The 16965-nt window shown below is 64.7% G+C and carries 12 protein-coding genes; 11 read left to right on the top strand and 1 reads right to left on the bottom strand.

Annotation, left to right across the window (positions count from 1 at the left end; translation table 11 throughout):
• A partial coding sequence (locus EOD15_RS11605) for a phosphoenolpyruvate carboxykinase (protein WP_127408499.1) occupies positions 1-1387 on the bottom strand: 1387 nt, incomplete at its 3' end.
• Positions 1388-1730: 343 nt separating this feature from the next.
• Between EOD15_RS11605 and EOD15_RS11610 the strand changes: the two genes are divergently transcribed.
• The 11 genes from EOD15_RS11610 to EOD15_RS11665 form a co-directional block, all read left to right on the top strand.
• The gene (locus EOD15_RS11610) at positions 1731-2432 is read left to right on the top strand and encodes a response regulator transcription factor (RefSeq protein WP_013528337.1); all 702 of its coding nucleotides are present in this window, start codon (positions 1731-1733) and stop codon (positions 2430-2432) included.
• Positions 2433-2452: 20 nt separating this feature from the next.
• Positions 2453-4237: a sensor histidine kinase gene (locus tag EOD15_RS11615; RefSeq protein WP_013528336.1), complete on the top strand. Its 1785-nt coding sequence runs from the start codon at positions 2453-2455 to the stop codon at positions 4235-4237.
• 32 nt (positions 4238-4269) lie between these two features.
• Positions 4270-4716, top strand: a complete 447-nt coding sequence (locus EOD15_RS11620) for an HPr kinase/phosphorylase (protein WP_164761845.1) — start codon at positions 4270-4272, stop codon at positions 4714-4716.
• 164 nt (positions 4717-4880) lie between these two features.
• Positions 4881-5282, top strand: coding sequence for a PTS sugar transporter subunit IIA (locus EOD15_RS11630; protein ID WP_127321500.1), 402 nt, complete (start codon positions 4881-4883; stop codon positions 5280-5282).
• Positions 5279-5575, top strand: a complete 297-nt coding sequence (locus EOD15_RS11635) for an HPr family phosphocarrier protein (protein ID WP_027039963.1) — start codon at positions 5279-5281, stop codon at positions 5573-5575. The genes EOD15_RS11630 and EOD15_RS11635 overlap by 4 nt, the downstream gene beginning before the upstream one ends.
• 181 nt (positions 5576-5756) lie before the next feature.
• Positions 5757-7157, top strand: coding sequence for an adenosylhomocysteinase (gene ahcY, locus EOD15_RS11640; RefSeq protein ID WP_023810629.1), 1401 nt, complete (start codon positions 5757-5759; stop codon positions 7155-7157).
• A 199-nt stretch (positions 7158-7356) separates the two neighbouring features.
• Positions 7357-9912, top strand: a complete 2556-nt coding sequence (locus EOD15_RS11645) for a PAS domain-containing sensor histidine kinase (protein ID WP_127321499.1) — start codon at positions 7357-7359, stop codon at positions 9910-9912.
• A gap of 8 nt (positions 9913-9920) precedes the next feature.
• Positions 9921-11432 carry a tRNA (adenosine(37)-N6)-threonylcarbamoyltransferase complex ATPase subunit type 1 TsaE gene (gene tsaE, locus EOD15_RS11650; RefSeq protein ID WP_127408500.1) on the top strand — a complete coding sequence of 504 codons (1512 nt, stop codon included), beginning with the start codon at positions 9921-9923 and terminating at the stop codon, positions 11430-11432.
• On the top strand, positions 11429-12157 hold the full coding sequence (locus EOD15_RS11655; RefSeq protein WP_127408501.1) for a nucleotidyltransferase family protein: 729 nt from the start codon (positions 11429-11431) through the stop codon (positions 12155-12157). The genes tsaE and EOD15_RS11655 overlap by 4 nt, the downstream gene beginning before the upstream one ends.
• Positions 12154-15288 carry a double-strand break repair protein AddB gene (gene addB, locus EOD15_RS11660; RefSeq protein WP_127408502.1) on the top strand — a complete coding sequence of 1045 codons (3135 nt, stop codon included), beginning with the start codon at positions 12154-12156 and terminating at the stop codon, positions 15286-15288. Before EOD15_RS11655 ends, addB begins: the two co-directional genes overlap by 4 nt.
• A partial coding sequence (locus tag EOD15_RS11665; protein WP_148129530.1) for a UvrD-helicase domain-containing protein occupies positions 15285-16965 on the top strand: 1681 nt, incomplete at its 3' end. The genes addB and EOD15_RS11665, both read left to right, overlap by 4 nt.

Below are 16965 nucleotides of genomic sequence, written 5' to 3' on the forward strand. Positions count from 1 at the left end.
CGGCCGTCTTCAGCGAGCCGTCGAGCGCGGCGGCAAGCAAGGCGCGCGTCGCCTTGATCGGCATGCGCTTGCCGGTGCCGAAGGCGCCGCCGGTCCAGCCGGTGTTGACCAGCCAGCAATCGGCGCCGTGGCGGGCAATCAGCTCGCGCAGCAGATTGCCGTATTCGGAAGGGTGGCGCGGCATGAATGGGGCACCGAAACAGGTCGAAAACGTCGCTTCCGGCTCGGTCACGCCCTTTTCGGTTCCGGCCACCTTGGCGGTGTAGCCGGACAGGAAATGATACATCGCCTGCGCCGGGGTCAGCCGCGCGATCGGCGGCATCACGCCGAACGCGTCGGCGGTCAGCATGATGATGTTGTTGGGATGGTTGGCGCGGCCGGTCTTGCTGGCGTTGGGGATGAAGTCCAGCGGGTAGGCGCAGCGTGTGTTCTCGGTCAGTCTTCCGTCGTTGAAATCCGGCACGCCATCAGCGTCGAGCACGACATTTTCCAGCACCGTGCCGAAGCGCTGCGTGGTGGCGAAGATTTCCGGCTCGGCTTCCGCCGACAGCTTGATCGTCTTGGCGTAGCAGCCGCCTTCGAAATTGAAGATGCCGTGCGGTCCCCAGCCATGCTCGTCATCGCCGATCAGCGTGCGCGAGGGATCGGCCGAGAGTGTCGTCTTGCCGGTGCCCGACAGGCCGAAGAAGATGGCGGCGTCGCCGGCCGCACCCTCGTTGGCCGAGCAATGCATCGGCATCACGCCTTTCGCCGGCAACAGATAGTTGAGCATGGTGAACACCGACTTCTTCATCTCGCCGGCATAGGAGGTGCCCCCGATCAGCACGATCTTGCGCGAAAGATCGACAGCGATCACCGTTTCGGTGCGGCTGCCGTGACGGAGGGGATCGGCGCGGAAGGACGGCAGGTCGATGATCGTCATCTCGGGCACGAACTGTTCGAGTTCGGCGGCATCCGGACGGATCAGCAGATTGCGGATGAACAGCGAGTGCCAGGCAAATTCGGTGATCACCCTTGTCGGCAGTTTCAGTCCCGCATCGGCGCCGCCGACCAGATCCTGGACGTATAGATCCTTGTCCGCGGCATGCGCCTGGAAATCGGCGAGCAGCGTGTCGAACTGGGCCGGCGAGATCGCCTTGTTGTTGTCCCACCAGACATGTGGTTCGGTGGCGCCATCGCGGACGACGAACTTGTCCTTGGGCGAGCGGCCGGTGTGCTGTCCGGTCTCGGCGACCAGCGCGCCATGGGCGGTCAAGCGGGCCTCGCCTCGCCGGATCGATTCCTCATAAAGGGCAGCCGCACCGAAATTATAGCGCACCACGCCGGTGGTTTTCAGGCCGATATGATCGATCGCGCAGGCGGAATTGCGTTTGCCGACTTCCGACATCGAGTGTCCCTCTTGGATTTGCCGCATCTTTGCCGGCACGTTTCCAGCACGCCCACTACGCGGGCTGAGATGGTCAGAACCAGAAAAGACGAATGATATCAAATCATTAATCGATTTAAATATTTTGAAAGTTGTTTAAATCGTTTATATGTGCAAAAAGTTTCGCGGTTGCCCAAAGGATTGGCGATGTACGTTCGTCCAACCCATGTCGAGGTAGGATTGTGGCCGCCGGCATGCCGCGCGTGACAGCGGACAAGGCCTATGCCACATTTTGTACCTAATTTGTCCTGCAAAAGCCCCTTCTCTACGACAGAAGGGACAGCTCATGAGGGAGCCGCTTGAAATGGCAACAATCGCGCTTGTCGATGACGACCGCAACATTCTGACATCGGTGTCGATCGCCCTGGAATCCGAGGGGTATCGCGTCGAGACCTACACGGATGGTGCGTCGGCGCTGGAAGGCCTGGCGGCACGCCCGCCGAACCTTGCCATCCTCGATATCAAGATGCCGCGCATGGACGGCATGGAACTGCTGCGCCGCATGCGCCAGAAGTCCGACCTTCCGGTGATCTTCCTGACCTCCAAGGACGACGAGATCGACGAATTGTTCGGCCTCAAGATGGGCGCCGACGATTTCATCCGCAAGCCCTTCTCGCAGCGCCTGCTGGTCGAGCGGGTGCGCGCCGTGCTGCGCCGCGCCAGTGCCCGCGAGGCTGCCGCCAAGACGCCAAGCCAGCAGGCCCGCTCGCTCGAGCGCGGCCAGCTCGTCATGGACCAGGAGCGCCACACCTGCACCTGGAAAGGCGAGCCGGTGACGCTCACCGTCACCGAGTTCCTGATCCTGCATTCGCTGGCGCAGCGTCCAGGCGTCGTAAAAAGCCGTGATGCGCTCATGGATTCGGCTTATGATGAACAGGTCTATGTCGACGACCGCACCATCGACAGCCACATCAAGCGGCTGCGCAAGAAGTTCAAGGCCGTCGACGACGACTTCGAGATGATCGAAACCCTTTACGGAGTCGGATACCGGTTCCGCGAAGCATAAGTAGCAGGGCCTGCTATTCGATGGCAGTGGAAGCACAGCGAACAAGACCGGCGGGCGCCTCCAGGCGGCCGTCGCGGATCATGCCGTCCTTCGTGTCGAAGATCACGGTGCCGATGCGCCGTTTCCTTGGCCATCATATCTTTTCCAGCCTGACACGGCGTATCCTGTTCCTCAACCTTGCCGGCCTTGCCGTCCTGGTGACCGGCATCCTCTATCTCAACACCTTCCGAGACGGGCTGATCGACGCCCGCGTCGAAAGCCTGATGACCCAGGGCGAGATCATCGCCGGCGCGATCGCCGCGTCGGCGACGGTCGAGACGGATTCGATCAGCATCGACCCGGAAAAGCTGCTTGAACTGCAGGCCGGCGAAAGCCTGGGACCGGGCTCCGACCAGCTCGACAATCTCGATTTCCCGATCAACCCGGAGCGGGTCGCCCCGGTGCTGCGAAGACTGATCTCGCCGACCAGGACCCGCGCCCGGATCTATGACCGCGATGCCAATCTGCTGCTCGATTCGCGCCACCTCTATTCGCGTGGCCAGATCCTGCGCTACGACCTGCCGCCGGTCGAGGAGGAAGAGCCCGATCTGGTCGAGCGCATCCAGAAATTCGTCTTCGACTTCTTTCGCAACACCGAGCTGCCGGTCTATCACGAGCAGCCGGGCGGCAATGGCGCCGCTTTCCCGGAAGTGGTCAAGGCGCTCACCGGCAGCCCGTCGACCATCGTGCGCGTCAGCGAGCAGGGGGAGCAGATCGTTTCGGTGGCGGTGCCGATCCAGCGCTTTCGTGCCGTCCTGGGCGTGCTGATGCTGTCGACCGAAGGCGGCGACATCGACAAGATCGTCGCCGCCGAGCGCAAGGCGATCCTGCGCGTCTTCGGCATCGCGGCCCTTGTCACCGCCATCCTGTCGATGCTGCTTGCCTCCACCATCGCCAATCCGCTGCGCCGGCTGTCGGCGGCGGCGGTGCGGGTGCGGCGCGGCGTCAAGAGCCGTGAGGAAATCCCCGATTTTTCCGACCGCCAGGACGAGATCGGCAATCTGTCGATCGCCATACGCGACATGACCAACGCGCTCTACGCCCGCATCGAGGCGATCGAAAGCTTCGCGGCCGATGTCTCGCACGAGTTGAAGAACCCGCTGACGTCGCTGCGCAGCGCGGTGGAAACCTTGCCGCTGGCCAAGAACGACGATTCGCGCGGCCGGCTGATGGATATCATCCAGCACGATGTCAGGCGGCTGGACCGGCTCATCACCGATATTTCCGACGCATCGCGCCTGGACGCGGAGCTCGCGCGTGAAGATGCCGGGACCGTCGATTTGAAGAAATTCATCACCGATCTCGTCGCCGTTTCGCGCGAAGCGACGCGCAACAAGAAGGCTGTCGAGATCGAGTTCAAGGCCGCCAAACTGCCGCAGGGCGTCAAAGGTTACGTCGTCGTCGGGCATGACCTGCGCATCGGCCAGGTCATCACCAATTTGATCGAGAACGCCCGTTCCTTCGTTCCCGAGGACCATGGCCACATCAGCCTGTCGCTGGCGCGTGCCGGCAAGTTCAACATCGTCACCGTCGACGACAATGGCCCCGGCATCCGAGCCGATAACATCGACCGCATCTTCGAACGGTTCTACACCGACCGGCCGGCCGGCGAGGCATTCGGCCAGAATTCGGGCCTTGGCCTGTCGATATCCAGGCAAATCGTCGAGGCCCATGGCGGCACGCTCACCGCCGAGAACATCCCCGGCACCAAACCCGGCGAGATCAAGGGCGCTCGTTTCGTGGTGACATTGCCGGCCGAAGGCTGAGAGCATGAATTCCAACCACGCCTGGTCCAGCCGTGCAGCCTGAAAACATTCACGCGACAATGGTTTTGATCGGCGAGCGCGGCATTCTCGTCACCGGAGCCTCCGGTTCGGGCAAGACGACGCTGGCGCTGGCGCTCCTCGACCATTGTCGCCATCGCGGCCTGTTCTCGCGGCTCGTCGGTGACGATCAGCTCTTCGTCGAGGCGCATGCCGGGCGACTGCTGTGCCGCGCTCCCGCCGCCATAGAAGGCCTTGTCGAGGTGCCGGGGCTCGGCCCCCGACCTCTGCCATTCGAGCCGGCAGGCCTCGTCGACCTCCATGTTCGCCTGGTGCCGGCCGGCGAAGCGGTGCGCTTCCAGGAGGATGCCGCAAGCAGCATCGCCGGCTGTCTGGTGCCGCGGGTCGACGTGGTCGAACGCAATGTCCCAGCGGTCTTGCCGGTCGTGATGGCGCGGCTGTCGATCGCGCCTTTTCTATGATCCGTTCCGGGTTTTTTGCTGCAATGCGTCAAAATGGCATGTGCCTGCGCAATTTTGGGCTTGTCAACGGGCCGTGCGTCGACAAGATAGCGCTCCCGCCGCCTGGATTGGCTGGCGAGCATAAAATGCGCCTGTGAAGCGGCGATGACGGGAGCCACCAAAGAATGATCGGACTCGTGCTTGTAACGCACGGTCAACTGGCCACCGAGTTCCGACATGCCGTCGAACATGTCGTCGGGCCACAAGACAATTTCGAAACCGTGTCGATCGGTGCCGACGACGATATGGAGCAGCGTCGCCGCGACATCGTCGACGCTGTTGCCCGTGTCGACACCGGAGCCGGCGTCATCGTGCTGACCGACATGTTCGGCGGCACGCCCTCCAACCTTGCCATCTCGGTGATGGAATCCGGCCGCACCGAGGTGATCGCCGGCATGAACCTGCCGATGCTGATCAAGCTCTCCTCGATCCGCAAGGGCGACAATATGGCCGCCGCGCTCGATGAGGCTCAGGCCGCCGGCCGCAAATACATCAATGTCGCCAGCCAGCTCCTGAGCAGCAAATGACCGCGCTGTCCCCGGAAAAAGACCAAATTGTCCGGGATTTTCCCATCATCAACCAACGTGGCCTTCATGCGCGCGCTTCGGCGAAGTTCGTCCAGCTGGCCAGCGGCTTCGACGCCTCGGTGCATGTCGAGAAGGACGGCGTCAAGGTTGGCGGCACCTCCATCATGGGTCTGATGATGCTGGCGGCAAGCCCCGGCTATTCGATCCGCGTCACCGCCAGCGGACCGGAAGCCCGGCAGGTCATCGACGCCCTGGAGCAGCTGGTGGCGTCCCGCTTTGGCGAGGAATGCTGATCAGGTAGAGCGCCGATGCGTGTCTGAGAGACATGCAGGGATAAAGATTTCTTTATATCCCATTGTCGTCCTTGCTCCGATCTGCTAGTCAGGCCGGCAATTCGCGCCCTTCGACGCGCCGACCGGCGCGGGCGTGTCCGCAACAAATTCGCAAGCACAACATTCGCATCGGAGTACTGCCATGACGGGTAGCAAGGACTATGTGGTCGCCGACATCTCGCTTGCCGGCTGGGGCCGCAAGGAACTCGAGATCGCCGAAACCGAAATGCCGGGCCTGATGGCCTGCCGTGAGGAATTCGGTCCCAAGCAGCCGCTCAAGGGCGCGCGCATCACCGGCTCGCTGCACATGACGATCCAGACGGCGGTGCTGATCGAGACGCTGAAGGAGCTGGGCGCCGATATCCGCTGGGCCTCCTGCAACATCTTCTCGACCCAGGACCATGCGGCCGCGGCCATCGCCGAAGCCGGCATCCCGGTGTTTGCCGTCAAGGGCGAGTCGCTGGAGGAGTATTGGGACTACACCGACAAGATCTTCCAGTGGGCCGACGGCGGCCTCTCCAACATGATCCTCGATGATGGCGGCGACGCCACCATGTACATCCTGATCGGCGCCCGCGCCGAGGCCGGCGAGGATGTGCTGTCCAACCCGCAGAGCGAGGAAGAGGAATACTTCTACGCCCAGGTCAAGAAGCGCCTGAAGGCCTCGCCCGGCTTCTTCACCAAGCAGAAGGCGGCGATCCGCGGCGTCACCGAAGAGACGACCACCGGCGTCAACCGGCTCTATCAGCTGCAGAAGAAGGGCCTGCTGCCCTTCCCCGCCATCAACGTCAACGACTCGGTCACCAAGTCGAAGTTCGATAACAAATATGGCTGTAAGGAATCGCTGGTCGACGGCATCCGCCGCGGCACCGACACGATGATGGCCGGCAAGGTCGCTGTCGTGTGCGGTTATGGCGACGTCGGCAAGGGCTCGTCGGCCTCGCTCAAGGGCGCCGGCGCCCGCGTCAAGGTCACCGAGGTCGATCCGATTTGCGCGCTGCAGGCGGCGATGGACGGGTTTGAAGTCGTCACGCTGGAAGATGCGGCCCCCACCGCCGACATCGTCATCACCACCACCGGCAACAAGGATGTCGTCACCCTCGACCATATGCGCTCGATGAAGGACATGGTCATCGTCGGCAACATCGGCCATTTCGACAATGAGATCCAGGTCGCCGCGCTGCGCAATTTGAAATGGACCAACGTCAAGCCGCAGGTCGACATGATCACCTTCGCGGACGGCAAGCGGATGATCCTTTTGTCGGAAGGGCGGCTGCTCAATCTCGGCAACGCCACAGGCCACCCGAGCTTCGTCATGTCGGCATCCTTCACCAACCAGGTGCTGGCGCAGATCGAACTCTACACCAAGCCCGGCCAGTACGAGAACCAGGTCTATGTCCTGCCCAAGCATCTCGACGAAAAGGTCGCGCGCCTGCATCTCGACAAGCTCGGCGCCCGTCTGACCGAACTGTCGGGCGAACAGGCCGCCTATATCGGCGTCACGCCGCAGGGTCCGTTCAAGCCGGAACACTACCGCTATTAACCAAAGCTAAAATTGCTACCAGATATTGAGGCCGGGCGATTGACTTTTCGCCCGGCCTTATTTTTGCGCGCCATCAGCCTTCACGGCGATTCGGCGAGGGGTTATTGTCAGGTGATTCGGCGATGCTTCCAGCCCGAGAGGGTCAAGAGAGGCACGCATCAGGGCGGTCTTGCATTCAGGCGGCGGAGAGGACCAAGACATGCCGGGGCAACACCCGCACAGAGCGGGACGGGCCGTTTCCGGCGGCCATGACGATTCGGGGATTGCTGGCTCCGCCCTGGAAGGCGGGAGCCTGTCCTGGCGCGCCCGTGCGTCGACATTCCTTGCCACCTCCGCGCTCGCGGGCCCCTTGGCTGGCGCCGTCGCGCATGCCGAAACCGCTGCTGCCAGCGTCGCGGGACTGTCGGTGAGCGCCATCGAGGTCATGCAGCTTGCCGTGTTCGTCGGCGTGACGGGTGCCGCACTGATATCGGCCATCGTTCTCATCCGCGAAAGAGCCCGCACCTCGGCGGAGAATGTCGAACTCAGGAGCCGCCTCGCCGACATCAACGCGGCGCTCCGCCGCTCCGAGGCGCTGCTCAATCTGCGCGACCAGCGCGTCGTCGTCTGGGCCGCTGAAAACAAGAAGCCCGAGCTTATCGGCACATTGCCCGTCGAAAGCGGCGCTCCCGAGGATAGGGCCGCTTTTCTCGCTTTCGGCCGCTGGCTGATGCCGCGTTCGGCGGCGGCACTCGAACATGCCGTCGCGGGATTGCGCGAGAAGGCCAAACCCTTCGACCTCGTCATCGAATCGCAGGCGGGCGCGCCGCTCGAAGTGCATGGCCGCAAGAGTGCCGCGCATGTGCTCGTGCGTTTCGTCTCGCTCTCGGAGACGCAGCGCAGCCAGGCCAGGCTGAAGATCGAGAACCAGCGGCTGGCCGCCGACCACGACACGATGATCGGCCTGCTCGACGCGTTGAACATGCCGGCATGGCTCCGCGGCGAGGATGGCGGGCTGAAGTGGGTCAACCGCGCCTATGCCGATGCCGTCGAAGCCGAAAATGCCGAAGCCGCGGTCCGGGAGAAAAAAGAGTTCCTCGGCGGCCAGGCGCGCGATGCGATTGCCGCCCAGCACAAGACGCATCCGGTTTTCGAGCAGTCGCTGTCCACCGTGATCGAAGGTGACCGCCGTGTGTTCGCGGTCACCGATTTCGCCGGCAGCGATGGCTCGGCCGGCCTTGCCTGTGACACCAGTGCCATTGAGGCCGTTCGCGGCGAATACGAACGGACGGTGCGAAGCCACGCCGACACGCTCGACCAGCTCAACACGGCAGTCGCCATTTTCGACACCGACGAGAAGCTGCGGTTCTTCAATCAAGCCTTCCAGAAGCTTTGGGGGCTGGACGCCGGCTTCCTGCACAGCGCACCCGACAATGCCTTGCTGCTCGACCGGCTGCGCAGCGAGGGCAAGATCGCCGAACAGCCTGAATGGCGTCGCTGGAAGGAAGGCCTGCTCGGCGCCTATCGCGCCGTCGAATCCCAGGAACATTGGTGGCATCTGCCGGATGGCAAGACCATTCGCGTCGTCGCCAATCCGCAGCCCAAGGGCGGCGTGACCTGGGTGTTCGAGAACCTGACCGAGAAGATGGACCTGGAAAGCCGCTACCAGACAGCCGTGCGGGTTCAGGGCGAGACGCTCGACAATCTTGCCGAAGGCGTGGCGGTGTTCGGACCCGACGGCAGGCTCCGGCTGTCGAATCCTGCCTTTGCCACTCTCTGGGGATTGAGCGGTGAAGCGGCCAAGCCCAGCGTCCACGTGTCGACGATACGTGACCTTTGCGACCGGCAGGCCGCGGACAGCCCCTGGCCCAGCTTCGTTGCCGCCATCACCGGCTTTGACGACGAGCGCCGCGACCGCCACGGACAGACCGAGCTCAACAACGGCAACGTGCTGAGTTACGCCATGATCCCGCTGCCCAACGGGCAGGTGATGATGACCTTCGTCGACGTGACCGACAGCGTCCATGTCGAGCGGGCGCTGAAGGACAAGAACGAGGCGCTGCAAAAATCCGACCAGCTCAAGAACGAATTCGTCCAGCACGTCTCCTATGAACTGCGCTCGCCGCTGACCAACATTATCGGCTTCACCGAACTCCTGTCGCAGCCCACGACCGGTCCGCTGACGCAGAAGCAGCGCGAATATGTCGAGCATGTCAGCTCGTCCTCCTCGGTCCTGCTCACCATCGTCAACGATATCCTCGACCTGGCGACGGTGGACGCCGGCATCATGCAGCTCGACATTTCCGAGGTGCAGGTTGATCGCACCATCGCCGCTGCGGCCGAACTGGTGGCCGACCGGCTGGAAGAGCATTCGATCAGTCTCCAGGTGGACGCCATCGCGGCGCCGAAGACGTTTCACGGCGATGAGGTCCGCGTCCGCCAGATCCTCTACAATCTGCTCAGCAACGCCGCCAATTACGCCCCGGAAGCCAGCATCATCCGGCTCACTTGCCGCCATCTGGCGGATGGGGTGGAATTCTCGGTTCATGACGATGGTCCCGGCATGCCGCCGGATGTGCTCGATTCGGTGTTCCGCCGTTTCGAGCCGCGCGCCAATGGCGGCCGCCGGCGCGGCGCCGGTCTCGGCCTGTCGATCGTCAAGAGCTTCGTCGAGCTGCATGGCGGCAGCGTTCGCATCGAAACCGGCAAGGACAAGGGCACGACCGTCATCTGCACCTTTCCAGACATGCCGGGCATCCGAGCCGCGGCCGAGTAGCGCGTTCGATGACCGGACTGGTGCTGGAGCGATTACTCGCCGACGAGACCCAGACAGCGCGGCTGGGCGAAGATCTGGCGCTGTCGCTGCGCCCGGGTGACGTGCTTGCCCTCAAGGGCGATCTCGGCGCCGGCAAGTCGACGCTGGCGCGGGCCTTGATCAGGACCCTGGCCGACGATGCCGGTCTCGATGTTCCGAGTCCGACCTTCACATTGGTGCAGAGCTACGACACCCGCATTCCGGTCCATCATTTCGATCTCTACCGCCTGTCCTCGGCGGACGAGATCAATGAGCTTGGGTTCGACGAAGCCCTGGCGCAGGGTGCTGCTTTGGTCGAATGGCCGGAACGGGCGGAAGCCCATCTGCCGAAAACCACGGTCCTGATCGAGCTCGTCCAGCATGGCGACGGCCGGCTGGCGCGATTGTCAGGCCAGGGTGATGGCTTCGATCGGGCGGCACGGTCGCTGGCCATGCGCGACTTTCTCGTGAACGCCGGCTGGGGGGAAGCGCAGCGCCGCCATTTCATCGGCGATGCTTCGGCCCGCTCCTACGAGATCGTTTCGTTGCCGGACCAAAAGCCGCGGGTCTTGATGAACTCGCCACGGCTGGTTCTCGGTCCCCCTGTGCGCGACGGCAAGCCCTATGCCGAGATCGCGCACACCGCCCAGTCGGTCTCCGCCTTCGTCGCCATCGACCATGCCTTGCAGGCCGGTGGCGTCAGCGTTCCGCAAATCCATGCTGAGGACCAGGACCAGGGTTTCCTGCTGCTCGAACATCTTGGCTCCGAAGGTTTCCTCGGCGGCGATGGCCAGCCGCTGGCCGAGCGTTGCGCAGCGGCGGCCGAGCTGCTGGCCATGATGCACGGCAGGGCCTGGCCGCAGCGCCTGGAAACAGGGCAAGGCGGCTTCCACGATGTGCCGCCTTTCGACCGCGACGCCATGATGATCGAAGCCGATTTGCTGGTCGACTGGTACGTGCCTGCGATATCGGGCGGCCCGCCAAGTGACAGCTTGCGCGCCGGTTACCACAGGGAATGGAACGCGCTCCTCGACCGGCTGCAAGGCCACGAGGTCACGCTGATGCTGCGCGACTTCCATTCGCCCAACATCATCTGGCGCGGCGACCGTTCAGGGCATGATCGATTGGGCCTCGTCGATTTCCAGGATGCGCTGATCGGCCCTTCCGCCTATGACGTCGCCTCGCTCGCCATGGACGCGCGGGTCACCATCTCGCCCGAGATCGAGAAACAGACGCTGGATGCCTATGTCGCGGCGCGCCACGCAGCCGGGGCTTTCGACGAAGCAAGCTTCCTGGAATCCTACGCCGTCATGGCGGCGCAGCGAAACTCCAAGATCCTCGGTATCTTCGTTCGCCTCGAAAAACGCGACGGCAAGCCCTATTATCTGAAGCACCTGCCGCGCATCCGCGACTATCTGCGCCGGGCTCTGTCTCATCCGGCGCTGGCAAGCCTGCGCGAGTTCTACGACGCCCACGGTTTGCTGGAGGAGCGAGCGCTGTGACAGCAGGACCGGACACCGCCATCGTACTTGCCGCCGGGCTTGGCAAACGCATGCGGCCGATCACCGACACCATTCCCAAGCCACTGGTCAGGATTGCCGGCAAGACGTTGCTCGACTGGAGCCTCGACAGCCTGGCCGCCGCCGGCGTCGGCAAGGCGGTCGTCAACGTCCACTACTTTCCCGAACAGATCGTCGCCCATGTCACTGCCCGCCGCGCGCCAAACATCGTCATTTCCGACGAGAGCGAACAACTGCTCGATTCCGCCGGCGGCATCGTCAAGGCGTTGCCCGAACTGGGCGATCAGCCTTTCTACATCCTCAACGCCGACACGTTCTGGATCGATGACGGTCCTCTCAATCTCCAGCGCCTCGCCCTTGCATGGGACGCGGCGAAAATGGATATTCTGCTGATGCTGGCGGATCTCCAACAGGCGACCGGACACTGCGGCAGCACCGATTTCCTGGTGGCGCCGGATGGCGGCTTGCGGCGTTCGAAAGGCGACCCGGCGGGGCTGATCTATGCCGGGGCGGCGATCGTCCATCCGCGCCTGTTCGAGGGTGCACCGGCCGGGCCGCACTCGCTCAACACCTATTTCGATTCCGCCATCGCGGCCGGCCGCCTGTTCGGCATGCCCATGCATGGCCACTGGATCACCGTCGGCACGCCCGATGCCGTACCGCTCGCGGAAGCGGCGGTCGCCGGTGCGCTCATCGAGTTGCAATGAGCGGCTCCAGCCGCGTTTTCTCGATCCCGCCCGGAGCGCCGTTTCTGCCGACGCTTGCCGAGGCGCTGCTTGCCGGCCGCCTTGTTCCGGGGTTTCGATTTGACGGCGACCCGCTCGCTTTGGCCGATGTCACCATCTATGTGCCGACACGCCGTGCTGCGCGCGCTCTGCGGGGTGTCTTCGTCGACAGCCTGGCGGCACGCGGCGGCGGCGGCTCGGCGATCCTGCCGGTCATCCGGCCACTCGGCGAGTTCGACGAGGATGAGGCCGCATTCGAGACCGAGGCATCGGCGGCCATCGATCTCGCGCCGCCGATCGCCGCGATCGAACGCCTGTTGCTGCTGACGCCGTTGGTGCGCGCCTGGAAACGCCGGCTGCCGGCGCATGTCGCTGCCCTTATCGCCGAGGAGATCGTCATCCCGGCTTCCACCGCCGACGCAATCTGGCTGGCGCGCGATCTCGCCCGGCTGATGGACGAGATCGAGACGGAAGGAACGGACTGGGCCAAGCTCACCCATCTGGTGACCGGCAACCTTGCCGGATGGTGGCAGGTGACGCTGGAATTCCTCGGCATCGTCACCGAAGCCTGGCCGAAATTCCTCGCGGAAAGCGACCGCTCCAATCCGGCCGCGCATCGCAGCGCGCTGATCCGCGCCGAGGCGGCGCGGCTGCTGCGCAATCCGCCCGCTGGCCCGGTCATCGCCGCAGGGTCGACCGGCTCGATCCCCGCCACGGCTGAACTGCTTGCCGCCATCGCGCGCCTGCCCGGCGGCGCCATTGTGCTGCCGGGTCTCGACCGAACGCTGGACGAAGCGTCATTCCAGGCGATTGCCGCGCCCGGCGCGCGTCCAGCTGTGCTCGGCCACCCGCAATATGGCCTGGCCAGGCTGATAGGCAAGATCGGCGTATTGCGCGGCGACGTCGAGGAGATTGGCGTGGCCGAACCGCGACTTGCGCTTCGCGCCGCACTTGTCGGCGAAGCGCTGCGGCCGGCCGAAACCACCGAACTCTGGGCCGAGACACGTGCCGGTTTCCCGGCGTCCCACATTGCCGGCGCCTTCGCCGAGGTGACCTTGCTCGAAGCTGCCAGCGAACGTGATGAAGCTGTCGCCATCGCCGTCGCGCTCAAGCGCGCGGTCGAACAGCCCGGCCAAAGGGCGGCTCTCGTCACCGGCGATCGCGCATTGGCACGGCGCGTCTCGATCGAGCTCCAGCGCTTCGGCGTCGTCGCCGACGATTCCGGTGGCACGCCGCTCGCCAACACCCCGGCGGCCAGCCTGCTCAGGCTGGCGCTCGAGGCATTGTTCAGGCCAGGCGATCCGGTTGGCCTGCTGTCGCTGCTCAAGCATCCGCTGCTTGGCCTCGGCCTCGAACGGGCCGATGTGCGCCACGCGGCGGAACTGGTCGAGCTGGTGGCGCTGCGCGGCGGCACCGGCCGCCCAGACATCGTTTCGCTGCCGGAACTGTTCGAGGCCCGCCTCACCGGCCTGGGCGGCGGCAGCCGGCCCCCCTTCTGGTTTTCCCGGCTGACCGTGCGCTCCATCGAAACTGCCCGGAATTTGCTTGAACGAATCAAGCAAGCGCTGGCGCCGCTCGTAGCCTTTCGCGGCCGGGACGATGCCGACCTTGCCGCGCTTGTCAGGGCCAGTGTCGTCACACTCGAAAATCTCGGCCGCACCGCCGACGGCGGCCTTGGCGAGCTCTATGCCGGTGACGCCGGTGAAAAGCTTGCCGAACTGCTGCGCGGGCTGGTCGCGGCTTCGGCTTCGCTGTCCTTCGCGGCGACCGAGTGGCCCGATATCATGGCGGCGCTGATCGCTCCTGAAACGGTCAAGCCGGCACAAGGCACCGACCGGAACATCGCCATCTGGGGCGCGCTGGAAGCGCGCTTGCAGACCGTCGACACGCTGGTTATCGGCGGGCTCAACGAGGGCGTATGGCCGCGCAAGCCCGAGAGCGACCGCTTCATGTCGCGGCTGATGAAGACCGGCATCGACCTCGAGCCGCCCGAGCGGCGCATCGGCCTTGCCGCGCATGATTTCCAGATGGCCATGGGCGCTGGGAAAGTGGTGCTGTCCCGCTCGGCGCGTGCCGGCGACGCCCCCGCCGTGCCGTCGCGCTGGCTGCAGCGGCTGCTGACCTTCATCGGCAGCGACCAGGCAGCGGAGCTGCGCCGGCGTGGCGACGAACTGCTCGCCTGGGCGCGCGCGCTGGATACCGGCCCAAGGCAGGATTTCGCGCCACGGCCGCAGCCGAAGCCGCCGCTGTCGGTGCGCCCGACGCATTTCTCGGTCACCGAGATCGAGACCCTGCGCCGGGATCCCTACGCTGTCTATGCCAGACGGATCCTTGGACTGATGCCGCTCGATCAGGTCATCCGCGACCCCGGTGCGGCCGAGCGTGGCACGTTGTTTCACGCCATCCTGCACCTGTTCTCAGGCAGCGTCGCCGATCCGCGCACCCCCGATGCGCTTGCCGGCCTTATCGCTGCAGGCCGCGCCTGTTTCGCCAGAGCGGCCCTTCCGGCCGATGTCGCGGCGGTGTGGTGGCCACGCTTCGAGAAACTCGCCGCAAACATCATCGAGTGGGAGCGCACGCGCGCCGATGCGGTGACAAGGCGTCATGCCGAGGAGCGCGCCGGCAAGACTGTCGTCGGCCAATCCGGCGTGACTCTGTCCGGCTACGCCGACCGCGTTGACCTTTTGGCCGGCGGCATGGCCGACATACTGGATTACAAGACCGGTTCCTCGCCGTCCAAGGCGCAGGCGCACACGCTGCTGGCGCCGCAACTGGCGTTGGAGGGCGCGCTGCTCAGGCGCGGCGCCTTCAAGGATCTAGGCGCGCGCGAGCCCTCTCAACTGGCCTTCATCAGGCTGAAGCCGAATGGCGAGGTGTTCGAGGAATCCATCCTCGAACACAATCGCCAGCCGCGGACCGCGACCGATCTTGCCGAAGAGGCCTGGGCGCGGCTGGAAAAGCTGTTGATCCACTATGCCGATCCTGCGACGGGTTATCTGTCGCGCGCGCTGCCGTTCCGCGAAGGCGAGACTGATGGCGACTACGACCATCTTGCCCGCGTGCTCGAATGGTCGGCAGGCGGCGATGCCGGCGACGAGGGAGGGGAGGCATGAAAAAGGCCTATCCGATCCCCAGCGACACCGCGACCAGCCAGGCCCGCGCCGCCGATCCCGGCAATTCCGCCTGGGTGTCGGCGAATGCCGGATCCGGCAAGACCCATGTGCTGGCTCAGCGCGTCATCCGGTTGCTGCTGCGCGGCACCGATCCGTCGAAGATCCTGTGCCTGACCTATACGCGCGCCGCCGCCGCCAACATGTCCAACCGGGTGTTCTCGACACTGTCGGAGTGGACGACGCTTGGTGACGCCGACCTTGCGGCAAAGGTCGAGGCTCTGGAAGGTCGCCGGCCCGATCTCGAGACCATGCGCCGGGCGCGGCGCCTGTTCGCCGAGGCGCTGGAAACACCCGGCGGGCTGAAGATCCAGACCATCCATGCCTTCTGCGAATCGGTGCTGCACCAGTTTCCGCTGGAGGCCAACATCCCGGCCCATTTCGAGATGCTCGACGGCCAGATGGAGGCCTCGCTGTTTGCCGCGGCGCGCCGCGAGATGATTTCCGGCACATCCGCCGGCGACAGGGATCTGGCCGAGGCTTTTGCCGCCATTCTCGATCGGGGCGGCGAAGCCGGGCTCGACGCCTTGCTGGGTGAAATCGTGCGCAAGCGCGACGGCCTGCGCAATTTCATCGACGCCGTCGGGCGTGGTGACGGCACGCGCTTCCAGGCCTTGTTCGACGAATTCCATTTCCATCCAGGCCAGACGGCCGAGGGCATAGCCGCTTCGGTATGGCCGTTGCCGGGTTTCCTGCCCGACTATTTTGCCGGCTTCGCCCACGCAGCCGAGGCCACCGACGCCAGATCGGTGCTGAACAACATCCTGCCCTATGCGCGGCAGGCTTTCGCCGAGGGCGATCCCATTCGGCGCCTGCAACTGCTCGCGCGCGCCTTCCTCAAGACCGATGGCGACACCTACGACCCGGCAAAGGCCTTCAAGAAGGCCCTGGTCGACCGGCTGCCGGATCTGGCGGAGCGCTATCTCTCGGCCGCCAATGCCATCGTCGAAACCACCGACCGGCTGGCCCTGTTCCGGATGCTGGAGGGTACAAGAGCGGCGCTGACCATCGCCGACTGGCTGATCGCCCGCTACGAAATGCTGAAGCGCAGCCGCGGCTTTCTCGATTTCAACGACCTGATCACCCGCACCGTCAACCTGCTGGCGCGGCCAGACGCCGGCCCCTGGGTGCAATACAAGCTTGACCAGGGCATCGACCATATCCTGCTCGACGAGGCGCAGGACACCAGTCCGGACCAATGGGAAGTGGTGAAACGGCTGGCGGAAGAATTCTTTGCCGGCTTTGGCGCGCGCGACAGGGTCCATCGCACGGTCTTCGCCGTCGGCGACGAGAAGCAGTCGATCTATTCGTTCCAGGGTGCCGCCCCGGACTCCTTCGCCGCCAGCCGGCTGTTGTTCGCCGGACGAGTGCGCGACGCCGAGGCGTCCTTTGCCGACCTCAAGCTGACCTGGTCGTTCCGCTCGACCGACGATGTTCTGACCGCGGTCGACCGCGTCTTCGCCGACGCAAGCGTGCGGCGCGGCATCAGCCATGATCCCGATCCGCTGCGCCACCAGGCGATCCGCACCGACGCACCGGGCTATGTCGAGGTGTGGCCGTCAGTCGGCGCCGATGTGGTCGACGAGCCCGACGACTGGACGCAAGCCATCGATCATGCGC

Source organism: Mesorhizobium sp. M7A.T.Ca.US.000.02.2.1 (assembly GCF_003996995.1).
Classification (GTDB): Bacteria; Pseudomonadota; Alphaproteobacteria; order Rhizobiales; family Rhizobiaceae; genus Mesorhizobium.

Bases quoted from the DNA above. Each gene is read 5' to 3' on its own strand.
- EOD15_RS11610 (WP_013528337.1), top strand. From the start codon at position 1,731: ATGGCAACAATCGCGCTTGTCGATGACGACCGCAACATTCTGACATCG.
- EOD15_RS11615 (WP_013528336.1), top strand. From the start codon at position 2,453: ATGGCAGTGGAAGCACAGCGAACAAGACCGGCGGGCGCCTCCAGGCGG.
- EOD15_RS11630 (WP_127321500.1), top strand. From the start codon at position 4,881: ATGATCGGACTCGTGCTTGTAACGCACGGTCAACTGGCCACCGAGTTC.
- EOD15_RS11635 (WP_027039963.1), top strand. From the start codon at position 5,279: ATGACCGCGCTGTCCCCGGAAAAAGACCAAATTGTCCGGGATTTTCCC.
- ahcY (WP_023810629.1), top strand. From the start codon at position 5,757: ATGACGGGTAGCAAGGACTATGTGGTCGCCGACATCTCGCTTGCCGGC.
- EOD15_RS11645 (WP_127321499.1), top strand. From the start codon at position 7,357: ATGCCGGGGCAACACCCGCACAGAGCGGGACGGGCCGTTTCCGGCGGC.
- tsaE (WP_127408500.1), top strand. From the start codon at position 9,921: ATGACCGGACTGGTGCTGGAGCGATTACTCGCCGACGAGACCCAGACA.
- addB (WP_127408502.1), top strand. From the start codon at position 12,154: ATGAGCGGCTCCAGCCGCGTTTTCTCGATCCCGCCCGGAGCGCCGTTT.